This window comes from Mycobacterium sp. IEC1808, from assembly GCF_002101935.1.
Classification (GTDB): Bacteria; Actinomycetota; Actinomycetes; order Mycobacteriales; family Mycobacteriaceae; genus Mycobacterium.
Genome location: NZ_LQPV01000019.1, coordinates 158,497 through 184,574, shown reverse-complemented (window position 1 = coordinate 184,574; position 26,078 = coordinate 158,497). Strand labels below are relative to the sequence as shown.

Annotated in this window: 25 protein-coding genes; 14 read left to right on the top strand and 11 right to left on the bottom strand. The window is 67.2% G+C overall.

What is annotated here, in order from left to right; genetic code table 11:
* Positions 1 to 528: 528 nt before the first annotated feature.
* The 10 genes from AWB92_RS12915 to AWB92_RS12870 all read left to right on the top strand — a co-directional run bounded on the left by AWB92_RS12915 (position 529) and on the right by AWB92_RS12870 (position 11,486).
* Positions 529 to 1,323, top strand: coding sequence for an ABC transporter permease (locus AWB92_RS12915; protein WP_085186044.1), 795 nt, complete (start codon positions 529 to 531; stop codon positions 1,321 to 1,323).
* Positions 1,323 to 2,195 carry an ABC transporter permease gene (locus AWB92_RS12910; protein ID WP_068187061.1) on the top strand — a complete coding sequence of 291 codons (873 nt, stop codon included), beginning with the start codon at positions 1,323 to 1,325 and terminating at the stop codon, positions 2,193 to 2,195. Before AWB92_RS12915 ends, AWB92_RS12910 begins: the two co-directional genes overlap by 1 nt.
* A gap of 6 nt (positions 2,196 to 2,201) precedes the next feature.
* Entirely contained in the window at positions 2,202 to 3,527 is a 1,326-nt protein-coding gene (locus tag AWB92_RS12905; protein WP_085186042.1) for an MCE family protein, read from the top strand.
* The gene (locus AWB92_RS12900) at positions 3,524 to 4,564 is read left to right on the top strand and encodes a virulence factor Mce family protein (RefSeq protein WP_085186040.1); all 1,041 of its coding nucleotides are present in this window, start codon (positions 3,524 to 3,526) and stop codon (positions 4,562 to 4,564) included. The genes AWB92_RS12905 and AWB92_RS12900 overlap by 4 nt, the downstream gene beginning before the upstream one ends.
* Entirely contained in the window at positions 4,561 to 6,120 is a 1,560-nt protein-coding gene (locus tag AWB92_RS12895; protein ID WP_085186038.1) for a virulence factor Mce family protein, read from the top strand. The genes AWB92_RS12900 and AWB92_RS12895 overlap by 4 nt, the downstream gene beginning before the upstream one ends.
* A complete protein-coding gene (locus tag AWB92_RS12890; RefSeq protein WP_085186036.1) occupies positions 6,117 to 7,682 on the top strand; it encodes a virulence factor Mce family protein in 1,566 nt (521 codons plus the stop codon). The genes AWB92_RS12895 and AWB92_RS12890 overlap by 4 nt, the downstream gene beginning before the upstream one ends.
* Complete coding sequence (locus tag AWB92_RS12885; protein ID WP_241523438.1) at positions 7,679 to 8,857, top strand: virulence factor Mce family protein; 1,179 nt, start codon at positions 7,679 to 7,681, stop codon at positions 8,855 to 8,857. Before AWB92_RS12890 ends, AWB92_RS12885 begins: the two co-directional genes overlap by 4 nt.
* A complete protein-coding gene (locus AWB92_RS12880) occupies positions 8,851 to 10,401 on the top strand; it encodes an MlaD family protein (protein WP_085186035.1) in 1,551 nt (516 codons plus the stop codon). The genes AWB92_RS12885 and AWB92_RS12880 overlap by 7 nt, the downstream gene beginning before the upstream one ends.
* A 252-nt stretch (positions 10,402 to 10,653) precedes the next feature.
* The gene (locus AWB92_RS12875) at positions 10,654 to 11,151 is read left to right on the top strand and encodes a hypothetical protein (protein ID WP_085186034.1); all 498 of its coding nucleotides are present in this window, start codon (positions 10,654 to 10,656) and stop codon (positions 11,149 to 11,151) included.
* A gap of 113 nt (positions 11,152 to 11,264) precedes the next feature.
* On the top strand, positions 11,265 to 11,486 hold the full coding sequence (locus tag AWB92_RS12870; protein WP_081665446.1) for a hypothetical protein: 222 nt from the start codon (positions 11,265 to 11,267) through the stop codon (positions 11,484 to 11,486).
* On the opposite strand, the gene AWB92_RS12865 is transcribed toward AWB92_RS12870, so the two are convergent.
* Complete coding sequence (locus tag AWB92_RS12865) at positions 11,483 to 12,127, bottom strand: TetR family transcriptional regulator (protein ID WP_085186141.1); 645 nt, start codon at positions 12,125 to 12,127, stop codon at positions 11,483 to 11,485. The genes AWB92_RS12870 and AWB92_RS12865 overlap by 4 nt on opposite strands.
* A 108-nt stretch (positions 12,128 to 12,235) precedes the next feature.
* On the opposite strand from AWB92_RS12865, the gene AWB92_RS12860 reads away from it, so the two are divergent.
* The 3 genes from AWB92_RS12860 to AWB92_RS12850 are packed head-to-tail and all read left to right on the top strand — an operon-like array spanning position 12,236 to position 15,830.
* A complete protein-coding gene (locus tag AWB92_RS12860) occupies positions 12,236 to 13,366 on the top strand; it encodes a VOC family protein (RefSeq protein ID WP_085186139.1) in 1,131 nt (376 codons plus the stop codon).
* A complete protein-coding gene (locus AWB92_RS12855) occupies positions 13,363 to 14,307 on the top strand; it encodes a fumarylacetoacetate hydrolase family protein (RefSeq protein ID WP_085186033.1) in 945 nt (314 codons plus the stop codon). The genes AWB92_RS12860 and AWB92_RS12855 overlap by 4 nt, the downstream gene beginning before the upstream one ends.
* Positions 14,304 to 15,830 (top strand): bifunctional 3-(3-hydroxy-phenyl)propionate/3-hydroxycinnamic acid hydroxylase, encoded by a 1,527-nt coding sequence (locus tag AWB92_RS12850; RefSeq protein WP_085186032.1) that lies wholly within the window; start codon positions 14,304 to 14,306, stop codon positions 15,828 to 15,830. Before AWB92_RS12855 ends, AWB92_RS12850 begins: the two co-directional genes overlap by 4 nt.
* Positions 15,831 to 15,917: 87 nt before the next feature.
* Here the strand turns inward: AWB92_RS12850 and AWB92_RS12845 are convergent, their stop codons facing one another.
* From AWB92_RS12845 to AWB92_RS29375, 9 genes are all read right to left on the bottom strand, one after another.
* Positions 15,918 to 16,793, bottom strand: a complete 876-nt coding sequence (locus AWB92_RS12845; protein WP_085186031.1) for a universal stress protein — start codon at positions 16,791 to 16,793, stop codon at positions 15,918 to 15,920.
* A 180-nt stretch (positions 16,794 to 16,973) separates the two neighbouring features.
* Positions 16,974 to 17,897, bottom strand: a complete 924-nt coding sequence (locus tag AWB92_RS12840; RefSeq protein WP_085186030.1) for a formate/nitrite transporter family protein — start codon at positions 17,895 to 17,897, stop codon at positions 16,974 to 16,976.
* Positions 17,894 to 18,163, bottom strand: a complete 270-nt coding sequence (locus AWB92_RS12835) for a hypothetical protein (protein WP_085186029.1) — start codon at positions 18,161 to 18,163, stop codon at positions 17,894 to 17,896. Before AWB92_RS12835 ends, AWB92_RS12840 begins: the two co-directional genes overlap by 4 nt.
* Positions 18,160 to 18,789 (bottom strand): sigma-70 family RNA polymerase sigma factor, encoded by a 630-nt coding sequence (locus AWB92_RS12830; protein WP_085186028.1) that lies wholly within the window; start codon positions 18,787 to 18,789, stop codon positions 18,160 to 18,162. Before AWB92_RS12830 ends, AWB92_RS12835 begins: the two co-directional genes overlap by 4 nt.
* Before the next feature lie 10 nt (positions 18,790 to 18,799).
* Positions 18,800 to 19,876 carry an acyl-CoA dehydrogenase family protein gene (locus AWB92_RS12825; RefSeq protein WP_085186027.1) on the bottom strand — a complete coding sequence of 359 codons (1,077 nt, stop codon included), beginning with the start codon at positions 19,874 to 19,876 and terminating at the stop codon, positions 18,800 to 18,802.
* Between the two features lie 41 nt (positions 19,877 to 19,917).
* On the bottom strand, positions 19,918 to 20,442 hold the full coding sequence (locus AWB92_RS12820) for an OsmC family protein (protein ID WP_085186025.1): 525 nt from the start codon (positions 20,440 to 20,442) through the stop codon (positions 19,918 to 19,920).
* A gap of 326 nt (positions 20,443 to 20,768) precedes the next feature.
* Positions 20,769 to 21,605 carry a DUF3097 family protein gene (locus AWB92_RS12815; RefSeq protein WP_085186023.1) on the bottom strand — a complete coding sequence of 279 codons (837 nt, stop codon included), beginning with the start codon at positions 21,603 to 21,605 and terminating at the stop codon, positions 20,769 to 20,771.
* 36 nt (positions 21,606 to 21,641) lie between these two features.
* Positions 21,642 to 23,738: a glycogen debranching protein GlgX gene (gene glgX / locus AWB92_RS12810; protein ID WP_142282070.1), complete on the bottom strand. Its 2,097-nt coding sequence runs from the start codon at positions 23,736 to 23,738 to the stop codon at positions 21,642 to 21,644.
* Positions 23,738 to 24,433, bottom strand: coding sequence for a rhomboid family intramembrane serine protease (locus tag AWB92_RS29375; protein WP_142282069.1), 696 nt, complete (start codon positions 24,431 to 24,433; stop codon positions 23,738 to 23,740). The genes glgX and AWB92_RS29375 overlap by 1 nt, the downstream gene beginning before the upstream one ends.
* A 272-nt stretch (positions 24,434 to 24,705) precedes the next feature.
* On the opposite strand from AWB92_RS29375, the gene AWB92_RS12805 reads away from it, so the two are divergent.
* Positions 24,706 to 24,993: a DUF3349 domain-containing protein gene (locus tag AWB92_RS12805; RefSeq protein WP_085186137.1), complete on the top strand. Its 288-nt coding sequence runs from the start codon at positions 24,706 to 24,708 to the stop codon at positions 24,991 to 24,993.
* A 4-nt stretch (positions 24,994 to 24,997) separates the two neighbouring features.
* On the opposite strand, the gene ugpC is transcribed toward AWB92_RS12805, so the two are convergent.
* On the bottom strand, positions 24,998 to 26,077 hold the full coding sequence (gene ugpC, locus AWB92_RS12800; RefSeq protein ID WP_085186022.1) for a sn-glycerol-3-phosphate ABC transporter ATP-binding protein UgpC: 1,080 nt from the start codon (positions 26,075 to 26,077) through the stop codon (positions 24,998 to 25,000).
* Between the last annotated feature and the right edge of the window lies 1 nt (position 26,078).

Sequence of the window (26,078 nt, the reverse complement as noted above, 5' to 3'; positions counted from 1 at the left end):
GATAGTCGGCGTGCATACGTACCGCTGAGCCGGCCTGCGCCGGCAGTCGCCAACGAGACACAAAAACCCCTGATAAAACCGGGCGTTCCGCGGATCGCCCACCACGTTTTGGGCGAAAGCGGGCGAGATTTGCGACTTATTGACCGCACGTACGGTCTAATGCGATAGTTGCAGCGTGGCGCAAACGATGGCGGCGTGGGGCCGGAGGGCGGGGACCCGGGCCGCCGCCTGGGAGGACCACGGAGTGGGCCAGCACCTCGAACGACATGATGCGCGACGCCGGGGGTCGTACCGAGCACCGCTGGGCCGGATCGTGACGCGCGGCAGCCGGCAGGCGTCATCACTGCAGCCGCCATCGAAATGCATTCTGCCGCGCCGGTTTTCGGGGCGTACCCACCCGACGGGCAAGGCCGCGAAGCGGAACCACGCCCGACGTCTCCGCCTCTCCCCCGCGCCGCCCCGACACTCACCTGAAAGGCCGACAAAAGAGCCGCAATCCCTTACGCATTTGCCTCGGGGGCCGCGCCGATGACCACCACGCACTCGTTTGCGGGCAAAGTGGGCCAACGGATCCGGCCGGGCACGGAAGTGGCCGGCGGATTCTTCCGAATGTGCGTTCTGACCGGCAGGGCCCTCAGGCAGCCGTTCGAGTGGCGCGAGTTCATCTGGACCGGCTGGTTCCTCATGCGGGTGTCGCTGCTGCCGACGATCGCGGTGTCCATCCCCGAGACCGTGCTGCTCATCTTCACGCTCAACCTGCTGCTCGCCGAGATCGGTGCCGCCGACGTGTCCGGTGCGGGCGCCGCGATCGGCGCGGTCACCCAGCTCGGCCCGATCGTGACCGTGCTGGTGGTCGCCGGCGCCGGGGGCACCGCCATCTGCGCCGACCTGGGCGCCCGCACCATCCGCGAGGAGATCGACGCCCTCGAGGTACTCGGCATCGACCCGATCCATCGGCTGGTGGTGCCGCGCGTCGTCGCCTCGACGATGGTCGCGGTGCTGCTCAACGGCCTCGTGGTCGCCGTCGGCCTCGGGGGCGGCTACCTCTTCAGCGTCTACCTGCAGAACGTCTCGAGCGGTGCCTACCTGTCCACGTTGACGGCGCTGACCGGCCTGCCCGAGGTGGTGATCGCGTTCATCAAGGCAGCGACGTTCGGGCTGATCGCCGGCCTCGTCGGCTGTTACCGCGGGCTCATCGTCCGCGGCGGGTCCAAGGGTCTCGGCACCGCGGTCAACGAGACGGTGGTGCTGTGCTTCATCGCGCTGTTCGCGGTCAACGCGGCGCTGACCACCATCGGCGTCCGGTTCGGGACGGGGCGCTGATGACCGTCACCGCAGCGGATTCCACGGCGCCCGCCCGATTCTCCTGGGCCAGCCTCAGCCGATACGGCGAGGCCCCGGCCCGGGCACTGGTTGAGATAGGGCAAATGGTCTGGTTCGCGATGACCGCCGTCGGCCAGATCCCCTTCGCCATGCGCCGCTACCGCAAAGAAATGTTGCGGATGGTCGCCCAGATGGGCATGGGCACCGGCGCCATGGCCGTGGTCGGCGGCACCGCCGCCATCGTCGGCTTCATCACTCTGTCCGCGGGCTCGCTGGTCGCCATCCAGGGCTACGCGACGCTGGGCAACATCGGTGTCGAGGCGTTCACCGGGTTCTTGGCCGCGCTGGTCAACGTGCGGTTCGTGGCGCCCGTGGCCGCCGGTCAGGCGTTGGCCGCGACGGTCGGTGCCGGCGCCACCGCGGAACTGGGCGCCATGCGCATCAGCGAGGAGATCGACGCGCTGGAGGTGATGAGCATCCGGTCGGTCGCCTTCCTGGCGTCCACCCGGGTGGTGGCGGGTCTCGTCGTCATCATCCCGCTGTACGGGTTGGCGATCACCCTGGCCTTCGTGTCCCAGCAGGTCACCACCGTGTTTTTCTACGGGCAGTCCGCCGGCACCTACAACCACTACTTCCACACATTCCTGCGCCTCAACGACGTGGGCTGGTCGTTCGCCGAGGTGATCCTGGTCGCGGTGGTCGTGATGACCACTCACTGCTACTACGGCTACACCGCCAGCGGCGGGCCGGTCGGCGTCGGTGAAGCCGTCGGCCGGTCGATGCGGCTGTCGTTGATCACGATCGTTGTCGTCGTCGTGCTGACCGCGATGGCGGTCTACGGCAAAAGCCCGAACTTCAACCTCACGGTGTAGCCGCCCATGACGACCCCGACCGCCCCGGCGCCGCAAATCAAGGACCACCCGCCACGGATCCCGCCGTACAAGACGGCGGCCGTGGTGTTCTTGGTGATCGCCGCGGTGGTGTTGTCGTTCGTGTGGCTGCAGTTCCGGGGCCGGCTCACGCCGAAGACGCCCCTGACGATGGTGGCCCCCCGGTCCGGTTTGGTGATGGATCCGAATTCGAAGGTCACCTACAACGGGGTGGAAATCGGCCGGGTGGCCAGCATTTCGCAGATCCAGCGCGATGGCGTGCCGGCGGCCAAGTTCGTCTTGGACGTCCAGCCCAAGTACATCGACCTGATCCCGGCCAACGTGGAGGCCAATATCAAGGCGACCACGGTGTTCGGCAACAAGTATGTGTCGCTGACCTCTCCGAAAAACCCGACGCCGCAACGCGTTACCACGAGTCAGGTGATCGAGGCGCGGTCGGTGACGACGGAGTTCAACACGTTGTTCGGGACGATCACCTCGATCGCGGACAAGGTGGACCCGGTCAAGGTGAACCTCACGCTGGCCGCCGCCGCGCAGGCATTGACCGGGCTGGGCGACAAGTTCGGGCAATCGATCGTCAACGGCAACACCATCCTTGACGACATCAATCCGCAGATGCCGCAGATTCGCCACGACATTGCGCGGTTGGCGGCCCTCGGCGACACCTACGCGAACGCCGCACCGGATCTGTTGGACGCCCTCAACCACGCGGTGGTCACGGCGCGCACCCTGCACCGGCAGGAGGCCGACCTGGACGCCGCGTTGCTGGCCGCGGCCGGGTTGGGCAACACGGGCGAAGACATCTTCCGACGCGGCGGCCCTTACTTCCAGCGGGGTGCCGCGGATCTGGTGCCCACTGCCCAGCTGCTCGACACCTACAGCCCCGAATTCTTCTGCACCATCCGCAATTACTACGACGAAGAACCCGCGGCGTTCGCGACGACGGGCGGCGGCAACGGCTACGCGCTGAGGACGATGACCGAGCTGACGTCGGGGTTGGGCGGCATCCTGACGCTTCCGGCGCTGGCCGGCACGGTGGCCACCATGGGGCTCCTCGGGTTGGCCGGGCTGGTGGGCGGCGCGCCGAATCCCTATGTGTACCCGGACAATCTGCCGCGGGTGAACGCTCGCGGCGGGCCCGGGGGTGCGCCGGGTTGCTGGCAAGGCATCACCCATGACCTGTGGCCCGCGCCCGAGCTGGTGCTGGACACCGGCGCCAGCCTCGCGCCCTACAACCATCTGGACACCGGTTCGCCGTACGCCATCGAGTACGTGTGGGGCCGCCAAGTCGGGGACAACACGATCAACCCATGAAGATCACCGGCTCCGCCATCAAGCTCGGCATCGTCTCGTTGGTGCTGGCGCTGATCACCGTCTCGATCGTGGTCGTGTTCGCACAGCTGCGGTTCAACCGGACCAACAGCTATACCGCGGAGTTCAGCAATGCCAGCGGCCTCAAAGACGGCCAGTTCGTTCGCGCCTCGGGAGTGGAGGTCGGCAAGGTCAAGAAGGTGCGCCTGGTCGACGGTGGCCGCAAGGCGCAGGTGGACTTCGCCGTCGACCGCTCGATTCCGCTCTACCAATCGACGACCGCCCAGATCCGCTACCTCGACCTGTTCGCGAACCGCTTCCTGGAACTCAAGCGCGGCGACGGTGCGGGCGCCGACCGCGTGTTGCCGCCGGGCGGATTCATCCCGCTGTCCCGCACCTCACCGGCCTTAGATCTCGACGCCCTGATCGGTGGCTTCAAACCCCTGTTCCGTGCGCTGGATCCGGAAAAGGTCAACACCATCGCGTCGGCGATCATCACCGTGTTTCAGGGTCAGGGCGGCACCATCAACGACATCCTCGACCAGACCGCGCAGCTGACCTCGCACCTCGCGGAGCGTGACGAGGCGATCGGCGAGGTGGTCAAGAACCTGAATGTGGTGCTGGACACCACGGTTCGGCATCGCAAGGAATTCGACCAGACGGTCGACAACTTCGAGCGGTTGATCAGCGGGCTGGAAAACCACGCCGACCCGCTTGCCGCCGGCACCGCGAACATCAGCAACGCCGCCGGAACCGTGGCCAACCTGCTGGCCGACAACCGCGCTCTGCTGCACAAGGAGATCGACTACCTGCAGGCGCTCCAGCAGCCGCTCGTGGACCAACGCGATCAGCTCAGCGATCTGATCCACAAGACGCCGACCGCGCTCAACCTGATCGGGCGCAGCATCGGCCTCTACGGCGACTGGGTGAACTTCTATCTCTGCGACCTGACGATCAAGTGGAACGGGCTGCAGGCCGGCGGCCCGGTCCGGACGGTCAGAATCTGGCAGCAGCCCACCGGCAGGTGCTCGCCGCAATGAGGACGCTGACCGAATTCAACCGCAGCCGGGTGGGTCTCATGGGCATCACGGTGTTGATTCTCGGCGTCGTGGTCGGCCAAAGCTTCACCAGCGTCCCGATGATCTTCGCCACTCCGAGCTTCTACGGTCAGTTCACCGACACCGGCCAACTGAACAAGGGCGACAAGGTACGCATCTCCGGTGTGAATGTCGGCAAGGTGGAGTCCTTTGCGATCGACGGCGACCATGTCCTGATCAAGTTCAACATCGGCGCCAACACCATCGGCACCGAGAGCCGGCTCGCGATCAAGACCGACACCATCCTCGGCAAGAAAGTTCTCGAGATCGAGCCGCGCGGAAACCAGACGTTGAAGCCGGGCAGCGTCTTGCCGCTGAGCCAAAGCACCACCCCCTATCAGCTCTACGACGCGAACTTCGACATCACCAGGGCCGCCGCCGGCTGGGATATCGACACCGTCAAGCGCTCGCTGAACGTCTTGTCGCAGACCATCGACCAGACCTATCCGCACCTGAGCGCCACGCTCGACGGGTTGACCAAGTTCTCCGACACCATCGGCAAGCGCGACGAACAGATCAAGCACCTGCTCGCGCAGGCCCACCAGGTGGCCGGCGTGCTCGGTGACCGCAGCGAACAGGTCAATCGACTGCTGGTCAACGCCAAGACGCTGCTGGTCGCGTTCAACGAGCGCGGCCGGGCCATCGACGCCCTGCTGCAAAACGTTTCGGCCTTCTCGACGCAGGTGCAGGGGTTCATCAACGACAACCCCAACCTCAACCCCGTGCTGGAGCAGTTGCACGCCATCACCGACGTGCTGGTGGCGCGCAAGGACGACCTGGCCCAAACCCTCACCTATGTCAGCCAATTCGCCGCATCGCTGGGCGAATCCGTCGCGTCGGGACCGTACTTCAAGATCGTGCTGTCCAACCTGTTGCCGTACTGGATCCTGCAGCCGTTCGTCGACGCCGCCTTCAAGAAGCGAGGTATCGATCCGGAGGACTTCTGGCGCAGCGCCGGGCTGCCCGAGTTCCGCTGGCCCGACCCGAACGGGACCCGGTTCCCCAACGGGGCGCCACCGCCGGCACCCCCGGTGCTGGAGGGCACGCCCGATCATCCGGGACCGGCCGTCCCGCCGGGAACGGCGTGCTCGTACACACCACCGGCCGACGCGCTGCCGCGGCCGTGGAACCCGTTGCCGTGCACGGGCGTAAACGTCGGCCCGTTCGGCGGCAGCTTCCCGGCGCCGATCGACGTGCAGGCCTCGCCACCGAACCCGAACGGTCTGCCCCCGACTCCCGGTGTCGCGATCGCCGGGCGGCCGGGCGATCCGCCCCCGGACGTGCCGGGCACACCTGTGCCGCTGCCAACCCAGGCACCGCCGGGCGCGCGCACCGAGAACCTGCAGCCCGCCGGCCCGCTGCCGCCACCGTCGACGTTCGCACCCGCCCTGCCTCCCGGGCCACCCGCACCGCCCGGACCGGGGAATCAACTGCCGGCCCCGTTCATCAATCCCGACGGCACGGGAGGCAGCGGCATCACGGGAGGTAACCAGAATTGAGTGCCGTCAACACATTTCGTAACCTGCGGGCCCGGAGGGTCATCGGGGTGCTGGTGGTGGCGCTGGCGGTGCTGGCCGGATACCTCGGGTTGCAGCTCTACAACAAGCTGACGACCAACACGGTGGTCGCGTACTTCCCGGAGGCGAACGCCCTCTATGCCGGGGACAAGGTGCAGATCATGGGCGTCCGCGTGGGTGCGGTCGACAAGATCGAGCCGGCCGGCGACAAGATGATGGTGACGTTTCACTACGAGAACAAATACAAGGTGCCCGCCAACGCGTCCGCCGTGATCGTCAACCCAACCCTGGTGGCGTCACGCAACATTCAGTTGGAGCCGCCCTACAAGGGCGGCCCGGTGATGGGCGACAACGCGGTGATCCCCATCGAGCGCACGCAGGTCCCGACGGAGTGGGACCAACTGAGCCAGAGCGTCGCCAACGTCATCAACAAGTTGGGCCCGACACCCGAGCAGCCGAAGGGCCCGTTCGGTGACGCCATCGAGTCCTTCGCGGACGGGCTGGCCGGCAAGGGCAAGCAGATCAACACCACGCTGAACAGCCTGTCGCGGGCGTTGACCGCGCTGAATGAGGGCCGCGGGGACTTCTTCGCGGTGGTACACAGCCTGGCGCAGTTCGTCAACGCCCTGCACAAAGACGACCAGCAGTTCGTCGCGCTGAACCAAAACCTGGCCCAGTTCACCGACAAGCTGACCGGGTCCGATCGCGAGCTGGCCACGGCGATACAGCAGTTCGACTCCCTCCTGTCCACGCTGCGGCCGTTCTTGGACAAGAACCGCGGGGTGCTGACGAGCGATATCGACAACCTCGCCACCCTGACCAACACGCTGGTGCAGCCCGATCCGCTGAACGGTTTGGAGACCGCCCTGCACGTGCTGCCCACACTGGAGACGAACCTCAGCCAGATCTATCACCCGACGCACGGCGCGGTCATGTCCATCCCGGCGATCCCGAACTTCGCGAACCCAATGCAGTTCGTCTGCAGCATGATTCAGGCCGGCAGCCGGCTGGGCTACCAAGATTCCGCCGAACTGTGTGCGCAATACCTGGCGCCGGTCCTCGACGCGATCAAGTTCAACTACCTGCCTTTCGGGCTGAACCTGTTTTCCACCGCCGAGACGCTGCCCAAGGAAGTCGCCTACTCGGAGCCCCGGCTGCAACCGCCGAACGGGTACAAGGACACGACGGTGCCCGGGATCTGGGTGCCCGACACCCCGTTGTCGCACCGCAACACCCAGCCCGGCTGGGTCGTCGCCCCGGGGATGCAGGGGCAGCAGGTGGGGCCGATCACCGCCGGCCTGTTGACCCCCGACTCGCTGGCCGAACTGATGGGCGGCCCGGACATCGCGCCCCCACAATCGGGGCTGCAGACGCCGCCGGGACCACCGAATGCCTACGACGAGAACCCGGTGCTGCCACCCATCGGCGTGCGCGCCCCGCAGGTGCCGATCCCGCCGCCGGCGCCCGGACCGGGGGTGATCCCGGGGCCGGTCGCACCGACACCCCCGCCCGTGGCGGCCGTTTCGGCGGGACTGGGATCGTGAACACGCTGCGCGCCTTCGGCATTCGCGTCCGGTACCGGACGCGGCAGGCGGTGGCCCTGCTGGTCGCCGCCGCGGCGCTGACGTCCTGCGCGAAGTGGCACGGAATCGCGAACGTGCCGATGCCGGGCGGGCCGGGCAGCGGGCCCGGCTCGTACATCATCTACGTGCAGATGCCCGACACGCTGGCCCTGAACGACAACAGCCGGGTGCGGGTGGCCGATGTCTTCGTCGGCACGGTGCGCGCGATCGCCCTGAAGAACTGGGTGGCCACGCTGACGCTGCGGGTGGACAAGAGCGTCAAGCTGCCGCGGAACGCGACCGCCAAGATCGGGCAGACCAGCCTGCTGGGCTCCCAGCACATCGAGCTGGCCGCGCCACCCAACCCCTCGCCGGAGCCGCTGAGGCCGGGCGACACCATCCCGCTGCAAAACGCGTCGGCTTACCCCACGACCGAGCAGACCCTGGCCAGTCTCGCCCTGATCTTGCGCGGCGGCGGCATCCCGAACCTCGAAACGCTGCAGAACGAGGTCTACAACATCGTGCACGGGCGGGCCGACCAGATCCGGGCCTTCCTCGGCAAGCTGGACACCTTCACCGCCCGGCTCAACGAGCAGACCGATGACATCACCCGAGCCATCGACTCCACCAACCGGCTGCTGGCGTACGTGGGTCCCCGCTCGGACGTCATCGATCGGGTCCTCACCGAATTCCCGCCCCTGCTCAAGCATTTCTCCGACAAACAGAACCTGTTGATCAACGCGGTCGACGCGACGGGCCGGCTCAGCCAGGTCGCCGACCAATACCTGTCCGCCTCCCGGGGCGACCTGCACAAGGACCTGCTGGCGCTGCAATGCCCGTTGCGGGAACTGGGCCGTGGCGCGCCCTATCTGATCCGCGCGCTCAAGCTGATCCTGGTGCGGCCGTTCGACGTCGACGCTGTCCCGAAGTCGTTCCGCGGCGACTACTTCAATCTGTCACTGACGCTCGACCTGACCATGAGCTCCGTCGACAACGCGATCCTGACCGGGACCGGATTCTCCGGAGCGCTGCGCGCGCTCGAGCAATCGTGGGGCCGCGACCCCGAAACGATGATCCCCGATGTCCGCTACACGCCGAACCCGAACGACGCCCCGGGCGGGCCGCTGGTGGAAAGGGCGGATCGAGGCCAATGCTGACCCCCTTCATCAAGCGTCAGCTGATCCTGTTCGCCCTCCTAAGCCTCGTCACCGCAGTCGCACTCGGCGGGTATTACCTGCGGATCCCCACCGCGGCGGGGATCGGCCAGTACACGCTGCACGCGGACCTGCCGGCGTCGGGCGGTCTGTACGAGACGGCCAACGTGGCCTATCGCGGCGAAACCATCGGCAGGGTCACCGACGTCGAGCCGACCAAGTCGGGCGCACGGGTGACCATGAGCATCGCCAACCGCTTCAAGATCCCGATCGACGCGACGGCGAACGTCCATTCGGTGTCGGCGGTCGGTGAGCAGTACATCGATCTGGTGTCGCTCGGCAACCCGGGCAAGTACTTCCAGCCGGGACAGACCATCACCAAGGGCACCATACCCACTGACATCGGTCCGGCGCTGGACGCCGCGAACCGCGGACTCGCCGCGCTACCGAAGGACAAGATCTCCTCGCTGCTCGACGAAACCGCCCAAGCGGTAGGCGGATTGGGGCCCGCGCTGCAACGACTGGTCGACGCGACCCAGGCGATCGCCGGCGACTTCAAGACCAACATCGGTGACGTCAACGACATCATCCAAAACTCGGGGCCGATCATCGACAGCCAGGTCGACTCGGGCGACTCGATCGAGCGGTGGTCGCACAACCTGGACATCCTCGCCGCGCAGAGCGCGGAAAACGACCAGCACGTGCAAAGCATCCTGACCCAGGGCGCGCCGACCGCCGATCAGGTCAACGCGGTGTTCGGCGACGTCCGTGAATCGCTGCCGCAGACGCTGGCGAATCTCGAGATCGTGCTGGACATGCTCAAGCGCTACCACAAGGGCGTCGAGCAGTTGCTCGTCTCCTACCCGCAGGGCGCCTCGGAAGGCCAGACCGTGACGACGCCGTTCCCGGGCTACGCGTCGCTCGGCACCTCGCTGACGATCAACCAGCCGCCGCCGTGTCTGACGGGGTTCCTCCCCGCACCGCAGTGGCGCTCGCCGGCGGACACCAGCCTGGCGCCGATGCCGTCCGGGACCTATTGCAAGATCCCGCAGGACGCTCCGGCTAACGCGGTGCGCGGCGCGCGCAATCTGCCGTGTGTCGATGTGCCCGGCAAACGCGCCGCCACGCCGCGCGAATGCCGCGACTCCAAACCGTACGTCCCCGCGGGCACCAACCCGTGGTACGGCGACCCCAACCAGATCCTGACCTGCCCCGCGCCCGCGGCGCGCTGTGATCAGCCGGTCAAGCCGGGCCTGGTGATACCCGCGCCGTCCGTCAACAACGGCATGAATCCCGCGCCCTCCGACCGGATTCCGGGGACACCGCCCCCCGTCAGCGATCCGTTGCAGCGCCCGGGGTCGGGCACCGTCCAATGCAACGGGCAGCAGCCGAACCCCTGCGTGTACACGCCGGGCGGCCCTCCCGCGGCGGTTTACAGCCCGCAGAGCGGCGAATTTGTGGGGCCCGACGGCGTGAAGTACGCGGTCGAAAATTCGGCCAAAACCGGGGACGACGGGTGGAAGGACATGCTGGCGCCGCCCCGATAAGCTTCGGCCCCGTGGATCTCGTTGATTTGCAAGGCTTTTGGCTATGCCCCAAGGTTCTGGGCGACGGGAGGATCGCCCTCCCCCACCTAACCGCACCGCACGTCCGGAGGCGCGTCACGCGGCTCCTCCGGGCGGACCCAGCGTCCTGACCAGGCCATTGACACTGACCGCACGTACAGTCATATACTGGGCCATCGTCGGATTGGCGCATCCCCCACGCTCCAGTCGGTGAAGGTCGGAGATCGGAGCGCAATGCCGGAAGTGATTGGCCTGGGCCAGCTCCGCAGTGACGCGTGCGCATATCTCGAGCGGGTTGCCGCCGGAGAGGCGATCGATGTTGTCCGTCGGGGCAAGCTGGTGGCGCAAATCCTGCCGGTCGGCGACTGGCGGGTGGCTCCCATCCCGGCGCGATCCGTCAAAGCCCCGGCCTCCGACGCGGGCGGCTGGGTCGGGCTCGAGGAATTGCGAACCCGCGCCGGGCGGTGCTTCGACCGGGTCGCGGCCGGCGAGACGGTCTACGTCGTCCGCGGCGGGCGGATATTGGCCCGAATCGTGTCGGCCGGTGACGGCGCGACGTTCCCGCCGCCGGCGGACGCTGGTCGCCGGATCGAGCTGGACGAGCTGCGTAAACGCGCGGGACGCTACTTCGACAAGGTCGCGGCGGGCCACACGATTGAGGTCGTGCGCGGCGGCAAGCTGGTGGCCCACATCGTGTCGGCCGCCGGGGACGACGCCCGCAAAGGGGCCTGATCGCCGCCTACGAGGCTGGTTGCCCCTTATCTGATCGGCAATTGCGGCGCGTTTTGCCGTCGGCAATGTGGGTAGGCTACCCTAACCGATTTAGATAGGAAGGCTTACTTACTGTGCCGGTCAGGTTCCCGTTTCACCCACACGCCGATGCGTCCCGCCGCGCCTGGCTGCCCTGCCCGAATTGCGGCTGGGGCCGCGACAAGTGCTCGGAGTGCCGCAGCCAGCGCAACTGCGGCGCGCACTGGCAGTACCTGCTGAGCAACCGCGCGACGGTGGTCAACCTGCAATGCCCGGGCTGCGCGAACCTGTGGTCGACCGACACCCGACACCGCTAGGCCTCGACGAGCGCGTCGTCGGGCAGGGGGCGTTGGCACACCGCGCGGGCATCCTCGGCGCTGAGCCCGAAAAGACGCAGAACGCTTTCGGTCACGCTGTCGGCGGCCTGTGCGTCGTCGCGATCCGGATTGTCCCGCAACAGCTTTCCCAGGCCGAGCAGGGCGCCGCCGGCAATAAAAAGGGCAAGTTCGGGATCGTCGACCGTGAACCTGCCCATGTCGACGCCGGCCTTGATGTCACGCAGCGCCCGCGGGGCCAGGCCTCGATCGGACGACAGCAGCGCCAGCCCGTTGGCCAGCAGGATGTCGCTCTCCCGCGGCCGCCGGCGGAATAGCCGGCCGATCAACCGGAAGCAGGTGGCAAAGGTTTCGGCCGGGTCGTCGATCGACTCGGTCAGCCGGTCCAGCAGCGCACCGTGCGCGTCGAGCACGTCGGCGACCGCGGCCTCAAACAGCTGCTCCTTGCTCTCGAAGTGGTTATAAAAGGAACCCATCCCCACGTCGGCGGCCTGGGTGATCTCCAGAACGGCCACGTTGGTCTTGCCCTCGGCGATCAGGCGCTGGGCCGCGCCGATCAGCGCCGCCCTGGTGCGCTGTTTGCGCCGTTCCAAGCGGCTGGGCTGGTCCTGGGCTTCGGGCATCGCGCTCATGTTTAGGATTATGCATCACTTTTGAGGATTTCGTCAGATAGGGCTTGACGGCGCGCACCCGAGTATGTGACGATTTCGTCAGTTACCTTGGAGATGGCGATGAACCTGACGAAAAACCCCCACCGAAATCTGCACAGCGAGAAAGGCGCGCTGCGCGGCGAGCACCCGGGCCGGTCCAGCAATCCGGTGATCAAGGTCGCCGACATCGCCTGGTTGGAGTTCGACAAGCCCGACCTGACCCGCGCCGAGGCGTTCGCCCGGGCCTTTGGCTTCCAGACCGCGCGGAACGACCCCGACGAGCTACACCTGCGCGGCACCCGCGCGGGCGGACCGTGCGTGATCCTGCGCCGGGGCCCGCGCACGCGCTTCACCGGCGTGGCCTTCCGGGCCTGCGACGAGGCCGACGTGCTGCGGCTCGCCGACACATCCGGTGCTCCCGTACGGGCGCTACCGGAGACCATCGGCGGCCTGTCGGCCGACCTCGTCGATCCCAGCGGCATGCCGGTGCGCGTCGTCGCCGGCATGCACGAGTTGCCCGAGCTGCCCGGCCAGCCGGTACACGCTTTCAACTTCGGCTGCGGCGTGCGGCGGACCAACGCCGGCCAGCGTCCCCCGCGCGTGCCCGCACGCATCGAGCGGCTGGGGCACCTGGTGCTGCAGTCGACGAAGTATCTCGAGACGCTGAACTGGTACCTCGACAACCTGGGGATGATCGTCAGCGACTTTCTGTACTTCCCGGGCCAGCGCCGCCGCGGACCGACCATGAGCTTCATCCGCTGCGATCGAGGATCGACCCCCGCCGATCACCACACGCTGGCGCTGGCGCTCGGGCCGGCCAACCGTTACGTGCACTCGGCCTACCAGGTCAGCGACCTGGACGCGCTGGCCGCCGGCGGCGAATACCTGAAAGACCGTGGCTATGTCCGATCCTGGGGAATCGGCAGGCACATCCAGGGCAGTCAAATCTTCGACTACTGGCGCGATCCCGACGGATTCCTGGTCGAGCACTTCACCGACGGCGACCTCTTTGACAACACCCTGGACCCGGGCTGGGCGGCCTTCACCGCGTCCGGACTGGCCCAGTGGGGGCCGCCGGCGACCAAGGACTTCCTTGGAACGGACCTGAAATCCGCGCGTCACGAAGTGATTTCGATGATCACCGCGCTACGCGCACGCAACGAATTCGATGTCAACCGCCTCGCCGGCCTACTGAAAGTACCCACCTCATGACAATTTCCGTGCTGCGCACCGCCTCTGAAGCCGGCCCCGCCTGGTGGCTCAAGACCCCGGACGGCGCCGTGAAGATCGACACCGACGCCACCAGTACCGCGGCCCTGCTGGCCGACCGCGCCGCCATCGCGGCCGCCGGCGGCGAGCCCGTCGCGCTGGACAGCCTGGCATTGGTCTCCCCCATCACCCGCCCGTGCCGGGTGATCGCGCAGATGACCAACTTCGCGTCGCACGTCAAGGATGCCGGCATGGACCCGGCGTCCATTCCGCTGACCTTCTTCCGCAAGGCGTCGGCGTCGATCACCGGTCCGTTCGACGAGATCGTCAAACCCCCGCACGTCAGGTTCCTCGACTACGAGGTGGAGATCGGGCTGGTCATTGGCCGCGAAGTCCCCATCGGCGCAACCATTTCCGAGGACAACCTCGCCGAATTCATTGCCGGGCTGGTGGTGACGAACGATGTTTCCGCGCGCGACATCCAGCTTCCCCAAACACAGTTCTACGAGGCCAAGTCGTACCCGACGTTCACGCCGGTCGGTCCGGAGCTGGTGCTGCTGACCGCCGAGGAGCTCAACCGGTTCGGCGACCTGCGGCTGCGGCTGAATGTCAACGGCCAGGAGCGGCAAAACGCGCTCGTCGAGGGCGACATGCTGTATCGGCCGCTGGAAGCGCTGCAATCGCTCACCCAGTTTCAGGAACTCGCTCCCGGCGACCTGGTGCTCACCGGCACCCCGGTCGGCACCGCGCTCAGCGCCCCGCCGAAGCCGGTGCAGATCATCTCGAACCTGTTGCCGCCCGCGGTGAAATGGAAGATGTTCTTCAAAGGTCAGGCCGGCAACCCCAAGTACCTCAACGACGGCGACGTCGTGGAGGCTTCGGTGGCCACCGACGACGGGGCCATCGACCTCGGCGCACAGCGCAACGAGGTTCGATTCAAATGAGCGACAACGTTGTTCCGCATGTTCCGGTGGTGATCGTCGGCGCCGGACCGACCGGGATCACGGCCGCCACCCTGCTGGCGCAGGGCGGGGTCGACAGCCTTGTCCTCGACCGCTGGCCCGACGTGTACCCGCAACCGCGCGCCGTGCACTTGGACGACGAGATCTATCGCATCATCGCACGGCTCGGCATGGCCGACGAGTTCGCCACGATTTCGCGGCCCACCCTCGGATTACGCTTGGTGGACAACCGGTTCCGGGTGCTCGGCGAGTTCCACCGCGAGCCCTCCCAGAGCCGGAACGGTTTCCCGCAGGCCAACATGTTCGACCAACCGGAGTTCGAGGCGCTGCTCCGCGCGAACCTCAAGCGGTATCCGAACGCCCAGTTGCGCGGGAACGTCGAGGTCACCGCAGTGAGCGACAGCGGATCGGGAGCCCGAGTCACGTTCACGGACATAACCGACGGCCGGGTACACCACGTCGACGCGGACTACGTGTTGGGCTGCGACGGCGCCAAGAGCATCGTACGCACCGAAATCGGCTCGGCCATGCGGGATTTGAAGTTTGAGCAGCGGTGGCTCGTGGTCGACATCGCCAGCGACTCCGACCTGCACCAATGGGACGGCGTCCACCAGGTGTGCGACCCGGTGCGCGCCGGGACCTACATGCGCATCGGAGCGGGCCGCTACCGGTGGGAGTTCCGATTGCTGGACGGCGAAAGCGCCGAGCAGTTCGGCACGTTGGAGTCATTGCGACCATTGATCGCGTCCTGGATCGCCGAGGTTGCCGACTCCGAGATGACGCTCTTGCGGGTCACGGAGTACACGTTCCGAGCGCAGATCGCGGATCGGTGGCGCCGCGGCAACGTCTTCATCCTCGGTGACGCGGCACATCTCACTCCCCCGTTCATCGGACAGGGCTTGTGCGCCGGAATGCGGGACGCCGCCAACCTGGCCTGGAAGATCGCCGCGGTCCACAATGGCACCCTCGATGCAAGCGTTCTCGATTCCTATGAGCAGGAACGCAAGCCGCATACCCGGCACATGATCCACCTCGCGCTGGGCGTCGGCTGGGCGATGACCGGCGGCGGCCGCGCCGGCGATCTCGCGCGTCGCCTGGTGCTGCCCAGGCTGCGGCTGATCCCCGGCCTGCGCGACAAGGTGGTCGACTCGACCACCCCGCCGCTGCGGGCTTCCGCGCTGGTGCGCAAATCCCGTCGGCCGGGCCAGCTCGCCGGCGCCCTGTGCCCGAACCCGTTGCTGCCCAACGGTCAGCGGCTCGACGACGTCATCGGCGCCGGATTCGCACTGATCACCACGAGCCTCCCCGGCGCCGAGGAGCAAGCGCTCCTCGCGCGCCGCGGCGTCGCCGTCGTGGTTGCCGAGCCCGGCGGGGGGCTCGACTCGTGGCTGCGCGGTGGCCGAGCCACGGCGGCGTTGGTGCGCCCGGACCGGACCGTCATGCGCGCGGGCCGCGACCAGGCGGCGATATGTGCGTGGGCCGCCACCGTCCTGCACGCCGGCTGAAACTGCCGAGCAGACGCAGAATCGCACTGCGAGCGGGTTCCGCGTGCGAGTCTGCGTCTTCTCGCGGTAGGGAATGCGCCGCGACAGCTATGCCGGCTTGGCGACGATCACCGGAATGCGAACCGAGTGCAGGAGCGTGTTGCTGACGGAGCCCAGCAGCATCCCGGTGAGACCGCCTCGGCCGTGGCTGCCCACGACGACAAGCTGCGCGGATTCGGCCGCTTCGATGAGGTGGTGCGCCGGCCGGTCGCGCACGATCACGCGTCGGACCGTCACGTCCGGATAGCGTTCGCCCCAGCCCGCCAGGGCTTCGCCGAGGCTGCGCTGCCCCTCCTCCTCCACGGTCGCCCAATCCAAGAACGGCACCTCGGTCGTGACGTCACTCCATGCGTGCAACGCGACCAGGTCAACGCCCCGACGAGACGCCTCGTCGAAAGCCAGCTCGGTTGCGTGTTCGGACGTCCGAGAGCCGTCGATGCCGACCAGGACGGGAGCGTCCTGGCCCGGTAGCTCTTCGTCACGGACGACCGCCACCGGACAACTGGCATGCCGCACCACGGTCGAGCTGACCGAACCGAGCACGCCGCGGGCCAGCAAGCCCCGCCCGGAGGTGCCCACAACGACCATTTCGGCGTCATTGGACATTTCGATCAGGGTGGTCGCCGGGGCGGCGTAGACCAATTCCCGGCCGATGGCGACCTTTCCGTCCTCCGGCATCGCGTCCTCGGCGATCTTGATGGCGTGCATGATGGCCTTCTTGCCGTCGTCCTCCAGCCTTATCGCCAGGGACTCCGGGTACGGGACCGGCGGCCAGGTCGCGGTGGGCGTCGCCACCGCGTGGACGACGGTCAGCGGAACGTTCCTCATCGTCGCCTCGCGTGCTGCCCAGCACGCGGCGGTGTTCGCTGCGGGCGAGCCGTCGACCGCGACGACAATGCCCAGGCGTTTCACGGATTCAGACACTTGGTTCTCCCTTCGTCACCAGCGACGCTATCGGGAGGCGGGGGTGTCGGTCGTGAGGCTTTAGTCCTCAACAACCTGGGACGGAGGACAGTCAGTGAAACCCATTGGGGCCGTTGGCTGACTCAGTCGACGCAAGTCGTCCAGCGGTAACCGCCCATTCATTCGTTAATCGGGGGCCGTTCAGGTTTGGCGACGCTGAAGCCGCGCGATGATCCAGAAGGGCAACGCCACGAAGACGGTGCCGCCGATCAGATTGCCCACGGTGGTGACACCGATGTTGGTGAGCAAGCCGTCGTGGCCGAAGCCCCAGCTGATGCCGGCGCGCGGTGCGGGGTGATGAAACAGGTTGAGCAACAAGGGAAGCCCGAGAAAGCCCACGTTCGCGATCACGTGCTGGGTGCCGCCGATCACAAACGCGAACGGCCCGTAGAACGCGAATGCCATCCGCGCGACGTCGCTGCGGGCCTTGAAGAACATGCACATGGCGGTCTGCAGGAACCAGGTGCACACCACGGCCAGCAACAGCGCGGTGCCGACCGGCTGGCTGGCCTTCAGGGCGCTGACGGTTGCCGCGCGCTCGGCGAAGGCACCCAGATACGGGCCGCCGGCGGCACCGCAGAGCGTGACGAACACAAACGCACCGGCGATATTGCCGATGAGGCCGACGCCAACCAGCCACGCGTAGCCGCGAACGCTCATGGTGCGTTCCAGCACGGCAAGCAGCCCCGCGGCCATGTCCGCGGTGATCAGCGACATGCCCGACACCAGGATCAGCACGAAGGACATGCCGAACGCCAGGCCCATCAGCAGGCTCGCCACCCCCGGGGTCTTCACGCCGGTGCTCACGACCAGCGCGAGCAGCACCCCGAAGGCCACCATTGCGCCGCCGACCACGGAACGGACGAAGAACGCCAACGGATGTGCGGCCTTTTCCACCGCCATGGCGGCCACCCGGTCCACCATCGCGCCCACGCTCAGCGGCTCGAACGGATCCTCGGTGGGGCCCTTGGTCGCGGCGCCGGGCGTGCCGGAAGACAAGGAGACCAGCGTGCTTCCCGCCGTGACTTGCCTTTCCAACTGCGGCGCTTGCGTGTCGATCGTCATTCGTGTCGGCCTTTCGGAAAGTCGTGGATCGCGTTGATGACCCCGGCAACGTGCTCGTCGCTGAGCTTCTCCCCCTCGAAAACGTGGTTGAGCAGGATCTTGAGGTCGAGCATCTGCTGCAGGTAGACCAGGCACGGAGGGCAGTCCTCGAGGTGCTTGGCGACGATCGGTCCCCATCCCGCGGGATCGGAATCGACGAGTTCGTCGACCAGCCGCACGAAGTCGACGCAGTCGATGGCGGGGACCGTATGGTCGTAGACGGTCATCGTTGATACCGCCTTTCCAATTCATTTCGGAGGTTTCCACGGGCGCGGTAGAGCAGGGCGCGCTGTGCCTCGGCGGACAGCTGAAGGATGCCGGCCGCCTCTTCGGCCGATGCGCCGACGAGGTCGCGCAGGATGATCAGCTGTTTCTGCCGCTCCGGCAACGCATCCAGCGCGGCGCGCACCAGCCCGACGAGTTCGCCTGCCACCGTTTGGTCCTCGGGCAGGAAGCGATGTGACGGCGGCGAGCTCCAGTGCCCGGCGTCGGGGTGGCCGACGGGGTGCATGCGACCCGCCAGTGGATCGACGGCTTCAGCGTCGGTGACCGCGAGGACCTCGTAGTCGCGGATCCGCGACTCACGCCGCCGGTACCGCGATGCGGTGTTCTTGACGATCCCGAACAACCAGGTGCGCACCGAGGAACGTCCCTCGAACGAATCGGACGACTGCAGGACCTGCACCCATGCTTCCTGGACCGCTTCTTCGGCCACCGTCGTCGAATTGACCATGGTGCGAGCGAAGTTCACCATCGGCCGGTGGAAGTCGCGCACCAAACTGGCCAGCGGAATTCCGCCGACCAGGTGTTCAGACTCGGTGCCCTCGGGGGGCAGCGCGACTGGAGTCACCATCGACCCTCACTCAGGAGCATCTGGCGAGTTCCCAGCGCAGTTGCGCTTCCGACGGGGACTGCACGGGAATGAACGCTGCTTCCCGGTATCGCCGACTCGCCGAGGTCCTACTGGCGTAGCCCTTGCCCCCGGCGGTCCGGATCTCCAGATCGGCGCTGGCGCCGGCAAGTTCGGCAGCGGCGAGCCGCAGCGACAGCAGCTCTTTCTTCGTCGGCGTCCGTGACTTCTCAGCCCCGCCGACCGCGGCCGCCAACCTTGCCAACGTCGCCTCCGCCGAGACGAGCTTGTCCGCGATGCGTTCGACGTCTGCGGCGAATACGGCGTTGACTCCCGTCAGCCCCAGCCTGCTGTGCTCCATCGCGGCTCGCGTCAGCCCCAGGCACATGGCCGACTGCAGGACAAGGAATGTCGGGCGCACGGTACGCAGAAACTCATCGACGTCGCGCGACAACACCTGTTCCACGGGAACGTGCGCGGACCGCAGATTCAGATGCGACGACGCCGTGCTACCCAGGGCCAACAGGTCGAAGTGCTCCCCCACGACCACCCCGGGTGTGTCCAACGGCATTGCCACGATGAGTTTTTCGCCGGCGTCGGTCCGCGCGGCGGTGACCATCGTCGCGTCCGGGTAGAGGTTGCTGGCCCACCTGATCGGACCGGACAATTCGTAACCGCCGCCGACCGGTGCGGCCGTAAGTTCCAGGCTGCCGCAGCCCGCCGCTTCCTTGAAGGCCGATGCCATGGCGGTGACCCCCGGCGCGGTTCCGGCGAGCAGCGGCCGCGCCGCCACGATGCTGAAAGGGGTTGCGGCGCTGAGCAAGTACTCCAGCGCCATTCGATGCGCCCACACCGAGAAACCGGTGCTCATGCACTCCCCGGAGATCCGCCGCACGACGTCCGCCATCTCGGGCAGCCTGCCGTCGGCATTGCCCGGTGCGCCGATCCCCAGCAGGCCGGCCGCGCCGAGCGCGGTGAAACTGCGGCGCGCGTGATGCTCGCCGGCGTCCAACGCCCCGGCGTGGGCGCGGATGTCTTCCAGCAGTTCGACCTCCAGCCGGCCGACCGTAGGCCCCAACGTCGCCGTCATTTCGTCAATACCTTTGCCACAGTAAACTTCCCGTCGGATGCCTATTCGGTGACCAGTGTCGAGTCCACGGTCACCGGGTTGCGGAACGTGCTGACCACCGGCGACCAGGCGATCGCGTTGTCGTGGATCTGTTTGAGGATCGCGTCGTCGGCATCGCCGGCGAGGGTGACTTTGCAGCGAACCGCGCTGAAGCCGAGGCGTTTGCCCTCCGGGGTGTCGCCCACCCCCCACACCGCGGAGATGTCGATGTCGCCCTCCATCTCGACCTCGATCTTGGTCAAGGTCACGCCGCGGTGGGTGGCGTTGGCGAGCAGGCCAACCGACACGCACGACCCCAGGGCGGCCAGGGCCGTTTCTGACGGGTTGGGCGCCGAGTCGTCACCCAGCAGCGCCGGCGGTTCGCCCACCAGCATCGGCGCGAGACCGCGCACGTAGGTCATGTTGCGGAACCCCGCTTCACAGACCGTCTTCGCCTTCAGCGTCTTCTTGCCGGTGTCGGGGTTGGCCTTGGCATTACACGACAGCCGGTCGAGCCCTTCGGCATCGATGACGAGCGCGTCGGTCATGAACGTCCTCCGTTTCCCGCGGTGTTTGGGTCTCCACGGATTTAGTGCTCTCCGGAAGCGATGCGTGACGGCGGGCGCGCTCGCCCCGCGCAGGCGAGGCGGCACGTCACTTGCCCGAAACAGCGCGGCCGCCGACGATCGCGCGCACCGGCGCGGGTGTTGCCCGGATGAACCGACTCTGCCCGATGTCGTGGGCTTCCTCGGCCGGACATCGCCGCTCGGAGGTAGCTAGTCGGTGGGCCCGCCGGCATGCGTCGAGCAGGTCGGGCCCGCCGGGCTGGTTCGGCGCGCGAATAAAATCCCGCGGATCTTTTCCGTCGGAAGGTTCAGGGCCCGGGCGGTTGCGTGACGAAGTCGATGAGCTCCTCGACGCGGCCAATGAGCGCCGGTTCCAGGTCGTTCCAGTCGCGCACGGTCGAGCGGATGCGCCGCCACGCCCGGGCGATGTCGGCCTGGTTGTTGTGCGGCAGGCCGAGCGCCGCGCAGGCGCCGTGCTTCCATTCGATGTTCCGCGGAACCTCGGGCCAGGCCGCCAGGCCGAGCCGCTGCGGCTTCACGGCCTGCCAGATGTCGACGTAGGGGTGTCCGACGACCAGGGTGTCGCGGCCGCCCGGTCCCCGGCGTACCGCCTCGGCGATCCGGGTCTCCTTCGAACCCGCGACGAGGTGATCGACGAGCACGCCGAGCCGGCGTCCGGGGCCGGGCGCGAACTCGGCCACGATGCCCACCAGATCGTCTATGCCACCGAGATGCTCGATGACGACGCCCTCGATGCGCAGGTCGTCGCCCCACACCTGTGCGATCAGTTCGGCGTCGTGGCGGCCCTCGACGTAGATCCGGCCGGCCCGGGCGACCCGGGCACGCGCGCCGGGCACCGCGACGGAGCCGGACGCCGTCCTGCCCGCTGCAGCGGGCGCCGCGCGGCGCGGCGCGGTGAGGATCACCGGGCGTCCCTCGATCAAAAAGCCTGGGCCGAGCGGAAAGCCGCGGGTGTGACCGTGCCGGTCCTCCAGGTAGACGCGGCCGTATTCGACCCGCACCACCGCCCCGACGTAGCCGGTTTCGACGTCCTCGACCACCAGGCCGGGCTCGGCCGGGTGCTCCGTAGAGCGGGGTTTGCGCCGTCCCGAGGCGAGGACATCCGTTCCGTAGCGATCGACCACCCGGCAATCCTAGGAAGCGTTGCGGCGAAACCGGGGTTACGGCGCGCCAGCGGATCGCAGGACCACCGCGGACCGCGGCCCGACCTCCAGCTGTTGCCCGGCGCGTCCGGTTCGCCCGGGGTCGAAGGAGTCGCACGCGATGTCCCACGGCAGGAGCGCAAGATCTGCCGGAATGGAGAAGGTCAACGGCTCCCACCAGGCATTGAGGAATACCAGGAAGTCATCGTCGACCATCGGGGTGCCATCGGGGGCGACGTCGGGATCCGTTGTGCCGTCGATGAACAACGCGATGCTGCGTGCGAGGGGATCCGTCCAGTCCTGGGGGGTCATATCGGCGCCGGCCGGCGTGAACCAGCGCAGGTCCGCGGCGGCGGGGCCGATGAGGAAGCGGCGCCGGCGGAACACGGGGTGACGGCGGCGCAGCGCGATGAGGTCGGTGGTGAACCCGATGAGGTCGTCGTCGCGCGCGGACCAGTCGAACCAGGTGATCTCGTTGTCCTGGCAGTAGGCGTTGTTGTTGCCGCGTTGGGTGCGGCCGAGTTCGTCGCCGCCCAGCAGCATCGGGACCCCGCCGGACAGCAACAGGGTCAGCAGGAACGCGCGCTGTTGGCGTGCGCGCAGGGCCAATACATCGGGATCGTCGGTCGGCCCCTCCACCCCGCAGTTCCATGACCGGTTGTCGTCGGTGCCGTCGCGGTTGTTTTCGCCGTTCGCCTCGTTGTGTTTCTGGTCGTAGGAGACGAGGTCGCGCAGCGTGAATCCGTCGTGCACGGTGACGAAGTTGACCGATGCGCTCGGGCGTCGCCCCTCGGCACGATCGCCGTAGATGTCCGACGACGCACACAGCCGGGACGCGAAGTCCGCGAGCAGCCCGTCGTGGCTGCGCCACCAGTCGCGAACGGTGTCGCGGAAGCGTCCGTTCCATTCGCTCCACAGCGGCGGAAATCGGCCCACCGCATAGCTGTCCATCTGACCGACGTCCCAGGGTTCGGCGATCAGCTTTGCCCGCGAAATCACCGGGTCTTGACCGATCACATCGAAGAAGGCGGACACCGGGTCGAAGGCGCCACCCCCGCGGCCGAGGGTGGCCGCCAGGTCGAACCGAAAGCCGTCGACGCCCATCTGCGACAGCCAATAGCGAAGGGAGTCCATGATCAACCGCAGCGTCGTGGGGTTGCCGGTGTTCAACGAATTGCCGGTCCCGGTCGTGTCGTAGTAGCTGCTCTCCTCGCCCGGAACGAGCCGGTAGTAGGCGGGGTTGTAGAGCCCGCGGAAGGACAGGGTGGGGCCGCCGGCTCCGCCCTCGGCCGTGTGGTTGAACACCACGTCGAGGATCACTTCCAAATCGGCGGCGTGCAGCGCGTCGACCATGGCGCGGAATTCCGCGGCTTCCGCGCCCGATTGGCCGGCGCGCGCCGCGGCGGAGTAGTTTGCCTGCGGCGCGAAGAACCCGATCGTGTTGTACCCCCAGTAGTTCGTCAGGCCCCGCTCGACCAGGAACTGCTCGGGCACGCAGCGGTGGACCGGCAACAGTTCCACCGCGGTGACGCCAAGGTCGGTCAGGTGCTGAAGCGCTGCATCATGGGCAAGGCCCGCATAGGTACCGCGAAGTTCTTCGGGAACGCCGGGATGGCTTGCGGTGAATCCGCGAACGTGAACCTCGTAGAGAATGCTGTCGGCGAGCGCATGCTGGGGCTTGGGTGCGGTTAAGGGCGGGAGCGCCGCACAAACCAGGCTGCGCGGCACGTGCTGTGCCGAGTCCAGAGGGCTTGGCGCCGCGGGGTTTTCCAGCGAGTGACCGACGACCTCCGGTCCGAAGCGCACATCGCCCGCGATTGCGCGTGCGTAGGGGTCCAGCAGTAGTTTGGCCGGGTTGTAGCGCAGCCCGCGGCCGGGGTCGAAGGGGCCGCCGACCCGAAACCCGTAGGCCTGTCCCGGCCCGATGCCCGGCACGAAGCCGTGCCAGACGTCGCCGTCGCGGTCGGGCATCACCAGCTGTGTTTCGGCTCCGTCAGCGTCGAACAGGCACAGTGTCACCTCGTTACCGCCGGAGGCGACCGCAAAATTGGTGCCCCCGGCATCGGGTGTGGCGCCGAGCGCGTCGGGCCGGCCCGGCACGATTTTCGGTGTCATCATCCACTCCCCTGGGGTTGCCGAACCCCGAGTCGATCGGCACCGATCAGCACTCGCGTTACCAGGAAACCGAAGACGAATCCGCCGACGTGGGCGAAGAAAGCGACGCCGCTGCCGCCGGCCTTGGGTTGGACGAGGGAGGAGTTGCCCTCGAAAAACTGGTAGAAAAACCAGCCGCCCAGGAACACCCAGGCGGGGATGCCGACCGGGATCCACCCGATGAAGGTGCTGATACGCGAGCTCGGGTAGAGGACCAGATAAGCGCCCAGCACGGCCGCGATCGCGCCGCTGGCACCGAGTGTGGGTACTCGCGCGTCGGAGGCCGAGCCGAAGAACAGGGTCATGGCCGTCTGCGTCATGGTGGCGACGAACCCCCCGGCGAAGTACAGGAGTAGGTAGCCGAGCCGTCCGAAAGCATCCTCGACGTTCTTGCCGAAGATCAGCAGGAACAGCATGTTGCCGAGGATGTGATCCCAGCCGGCATGCAGGAACATCGCCGTGATCCAGCCGAACCCCCAGGGGACGCCGACGTGGCAGGCACCGTCGACGTTGCACGGATAAAACGACGCCCGGTCAATCGCGGCATCCCCGTTCGGCAATTCGTAGAACAGAAACACCGCGAAGTTGATCGCGATCAGGGTGGAGTTCACGATGGGAAACCTGCGGGCCGGGATACCGTCGGAATAGGGGATCATCCGGGCGACTCCCTTTGGCATTCGGCGCGGGTGCTGGCGAGACAATCGTCGCGCTCGGGCGCTCGATAGTCACTGTTATGAATAACAGCATCCGCGCCTCGCGCCTGTATTGGTCCATAACGGCCAAAGCGTTAAGGATTCGGCCGTAAGCATGAGAAATCCATAAATTGTCGTAAGTAACTGCGTGGCCTTACCGGGCTGATTGCGTTGCCGCTGCTAGGTTGTTAAGTGCCGCTAATGCACAGCGTGTGGCGGTGAGCGAGGTGGACGTTATGGACCTGTCCCATTGGGTGTCGAGCATTGTCGCTTTTTTGCGCGCCGGGTACCCCACCGGCATGCCGGCGACCGGTTACGCGCCGCTGGCGGCGTTGTCGCACCGGCGCGTCTCGAACGACGAGATCAACACCATCACAAGAGAACTCATCATGCGTAGATGTGCGCCGATCAGCAGCGCCGACGTCGGGGTGGCGATCACGCACGTCACCAACGCGATGCCCTCAGACGACGACATCGATCGCGTGCAGCGTCGGCTGCACGCGATCGGGTGCGCCAGCGCATAGCCGCTCAACAAATCCTTCGGCCATCGGTGCCGAAGAAGTGCAAGTGCCCGGGCTCGGGGTGTAGGCGCACGCGGCTGCCCTTTTCCGGTGGGTGACGCCCGTCGGCGCGCGCGACGACAGGCTGGCTGATCACCTTGCCGGAACCCGTGATTCGGCCGTAGAGATAGGCGTCGGCGCCGAGCTCCTCGACCACGTCCACTTCCATCTCGACGCCGAGGCCGCCCAGTTCGAAGTGTTCGGGGCGGACGCCGACGACGATCTGGCCGACCTCGTCTGCGGCGCCGTCGATTTCGCGCGGCACCCGGATCGGCCAGTCCCCCAGCGACACCGAGGAGTCGACGACGGGGAGGGTGAACAGGTTCATCGCCGGGGACCCGATGAATCCCGCGACGAAGACGTTCTCGGGGTTGCGGTAGAGCTCGCGCGGTGTCGCAAACTGTTGCAGCACCCCGTCGCACAGGACGGCCACCCGATCCCCCATGGTCATGGCCTCCACCTGGTCGTGGGTGACGTACACGGTGGTGGTGCCGAGCCGCCGCTGCAGCGCGGCGATCTGGTTGCGGGTCTGCACGCGCAGTTTGGCGTCCAGGTTGCTCAACGGCTCGTCCATCAGGAAGACCTGCGGGCGCCGCACGATCGCACGGCCCATCGCGACCCGCTGGCGCTGCCCGCCGGACAGGTCTTTGGGCTTGCGATCCAGATACGGCTGCAGGTCAAGCAGTTTCGCTGCGGCCAGCACCCGCTCGCTGATCTCGGTTTTCGGGGTTTTGGCGATCTTGAGCGCGAAGCCCATGTTCTGCGCCACCGTCATGTGCGGGTAGAGCGCGTAATTCTGAAAGACCATCGCCACGTCGCGATCCTTGGGGTCGACGTTGGTGACGTCGCGGTCCCCGATCCGGATGCGCCCGGCGTCCAGCGTTTCCAGTCCGGCCACCATCCGCAGCGAGGTCGTCTTGCCGCAGCCGGACGGTCCGACCAGGACAACGAATTCGCCGTCCCCGACGTCGAGATCGAGGCCGTCCAGGGCGGGTCGATCCGTGCCCGGATAGCGCCGTGTCGCCTGTTCGAAACTGACCGATGCCATG

What these genes read in the sequence shown, in the direction of transcription:
- AWB92_RS12835 (WP_085186029.1), bottom strand. Translation starts at nt 18,163, where the DNA reads ATGACCGTCTACGACCATACGGTCCCCGCCATCGACTGCGTCGACTTC.
- AWB92_RS12850 (WP_085186032.1), top strand. Translation starts at nt 14,304, where the DNA reads ATGAGCGACAACGTTGTTCCGCATGTTCCGGTGGTGATCGTCGGCGCC.
- AWB92_RS12875 (WP_085186034.1), top strand. Translation starts at nt 10,654, where the DNA reads ATGCCGGAAGTGATTGGCCTGGGCCAGCTCCGCAGTGACGCGTGCGCA.
- AWB92_RS29375 (WP_142282069.1), bottom strand. Translation starts at nt 24,433, where the DNA reads ATGATCCCCTATTCCGACGGTATCCCGGCCCGCAGGTTTCCCATCGTG.
- AWB92_RS12805 (WP_085186137.1), top strand. Translation starts at nt 24,706, where the DNA reads ATGGACCTGTCCCATTGGGTGTCGAGCATTGTCGCTTTTTTGCGCGCC.
- AWB92_RS12825 (WP_085186027.1), bottom strand. Translation starts at nt 19,876, where the DNA reads ATGACGGCGACGTTGGGGCCTACGGTCGGCCGGCTGGAGGTCGAACTG.
- glgX (WP_142282070.1), bottom strand. Translation starts at nt 23,738, where the DNA reads ATGACACCGAAAATCGTGCCGGGCCGGCCCGACGCGCTCGGCGCCACA.
- AWB92_RS12855 (WP_085186033.1), top strand. Translation starts at nt 13,363, where the DNA reads ATGACAATTTCCGTGCTGCGCACCGCCTCTGAAGCCGGCCCCGCCTGG.
- AWB92_RS12820 (WP_085186025.1), bottom strand. Translation starts at nt 20,442, where the DNA reads ATGACCGACGCGCTCGTCATCGATGCCGAAGGGCTCGACCGGCTGTCG.
- AWB92_RS12900 (WP_085186040.1), top strand. Translation starts at nt 3,524, where the DNA reads ATGAAGATCACCGGCTCCGCCATCAAGCTCGGCATCGTCTCGTTGGTG.
- AWB92_RS12860 (WP_085186139.1), top strand. Translation starts at nt 12,236, where the DNA reads ATGAACCTGACGAAAAACCCCCACCGAAATCTGCACAGCGAGAAAGGC.
- AWB92_RS12830 (WP_085186028.1), bottom strand. Translation starts at nt 18,789, where the DNA reads ATGGTGACTCCAGTCGCGCTGCCCCCCGAGGGCACCGAGTCTGAACAC.
- AWB92_RS12910 (WP_068187061.1), top strand. Translation starts at nt 1,323, where the DNA reads ATGACCGTCACCGCAGCGGATTCCACGGCGCCCGCCCGATTCTCCTGG.
- AWB92_RS12865 (WP_085186141.1), bottom strand. Translation starts at nt 12,127, where the DNA reads ATGCCCGAAGCCCAGGACCAGCCCAGCCGCTTGGAACGGCGCAAACAG.
- ugpC (WP_085186022.1), bottom strand. Translation starts at nt 26,077, where the DNA reads ATGGCATCGGTCAGTTTCGAACAGGCGACACGGCGCTATCCGGGCACG.
- AWB92_RS12905 (WP_085186042.1), top strand. Translation starts at nt 2,202, where the DNA reads ATGACGACCCCGACCGCCCCGGCGCCGCAAATCAAGGACCACCCGCCA.
- AWB92_RS12915 (WP_085186044.1), top strand. Translation starts at nt 529, where the DNA reads ATGACCACCACGCACTCGTTTGCGGGCAAAGTGGGCCAACGGATCCGG.
- AWB92_RS12895 (WP_085186038.1), top strand. Translation starts at nt 4,561, where the DNA reads ATGAGGACGCTGACCGAATTCAACCGCAGCCGGGTGGGTCTCATGGGC.
- AWB92_RS12840 (WP_085186030.1), bottom strand. Translation starts at nt 17,897, where the DNA reads ATGACGATCGACACGCAAGCGCCGCAGTTGGAAAGGCAAGTCACGGCG.
- AWB92_RS12880 (WP_085186035.1), top strand. Translation starts at nt 8,851, where the DNA reads ATGCTGACCCCCTTCATCAAGCGTCAGCTGATCCTGTTCGCCCTCCTA.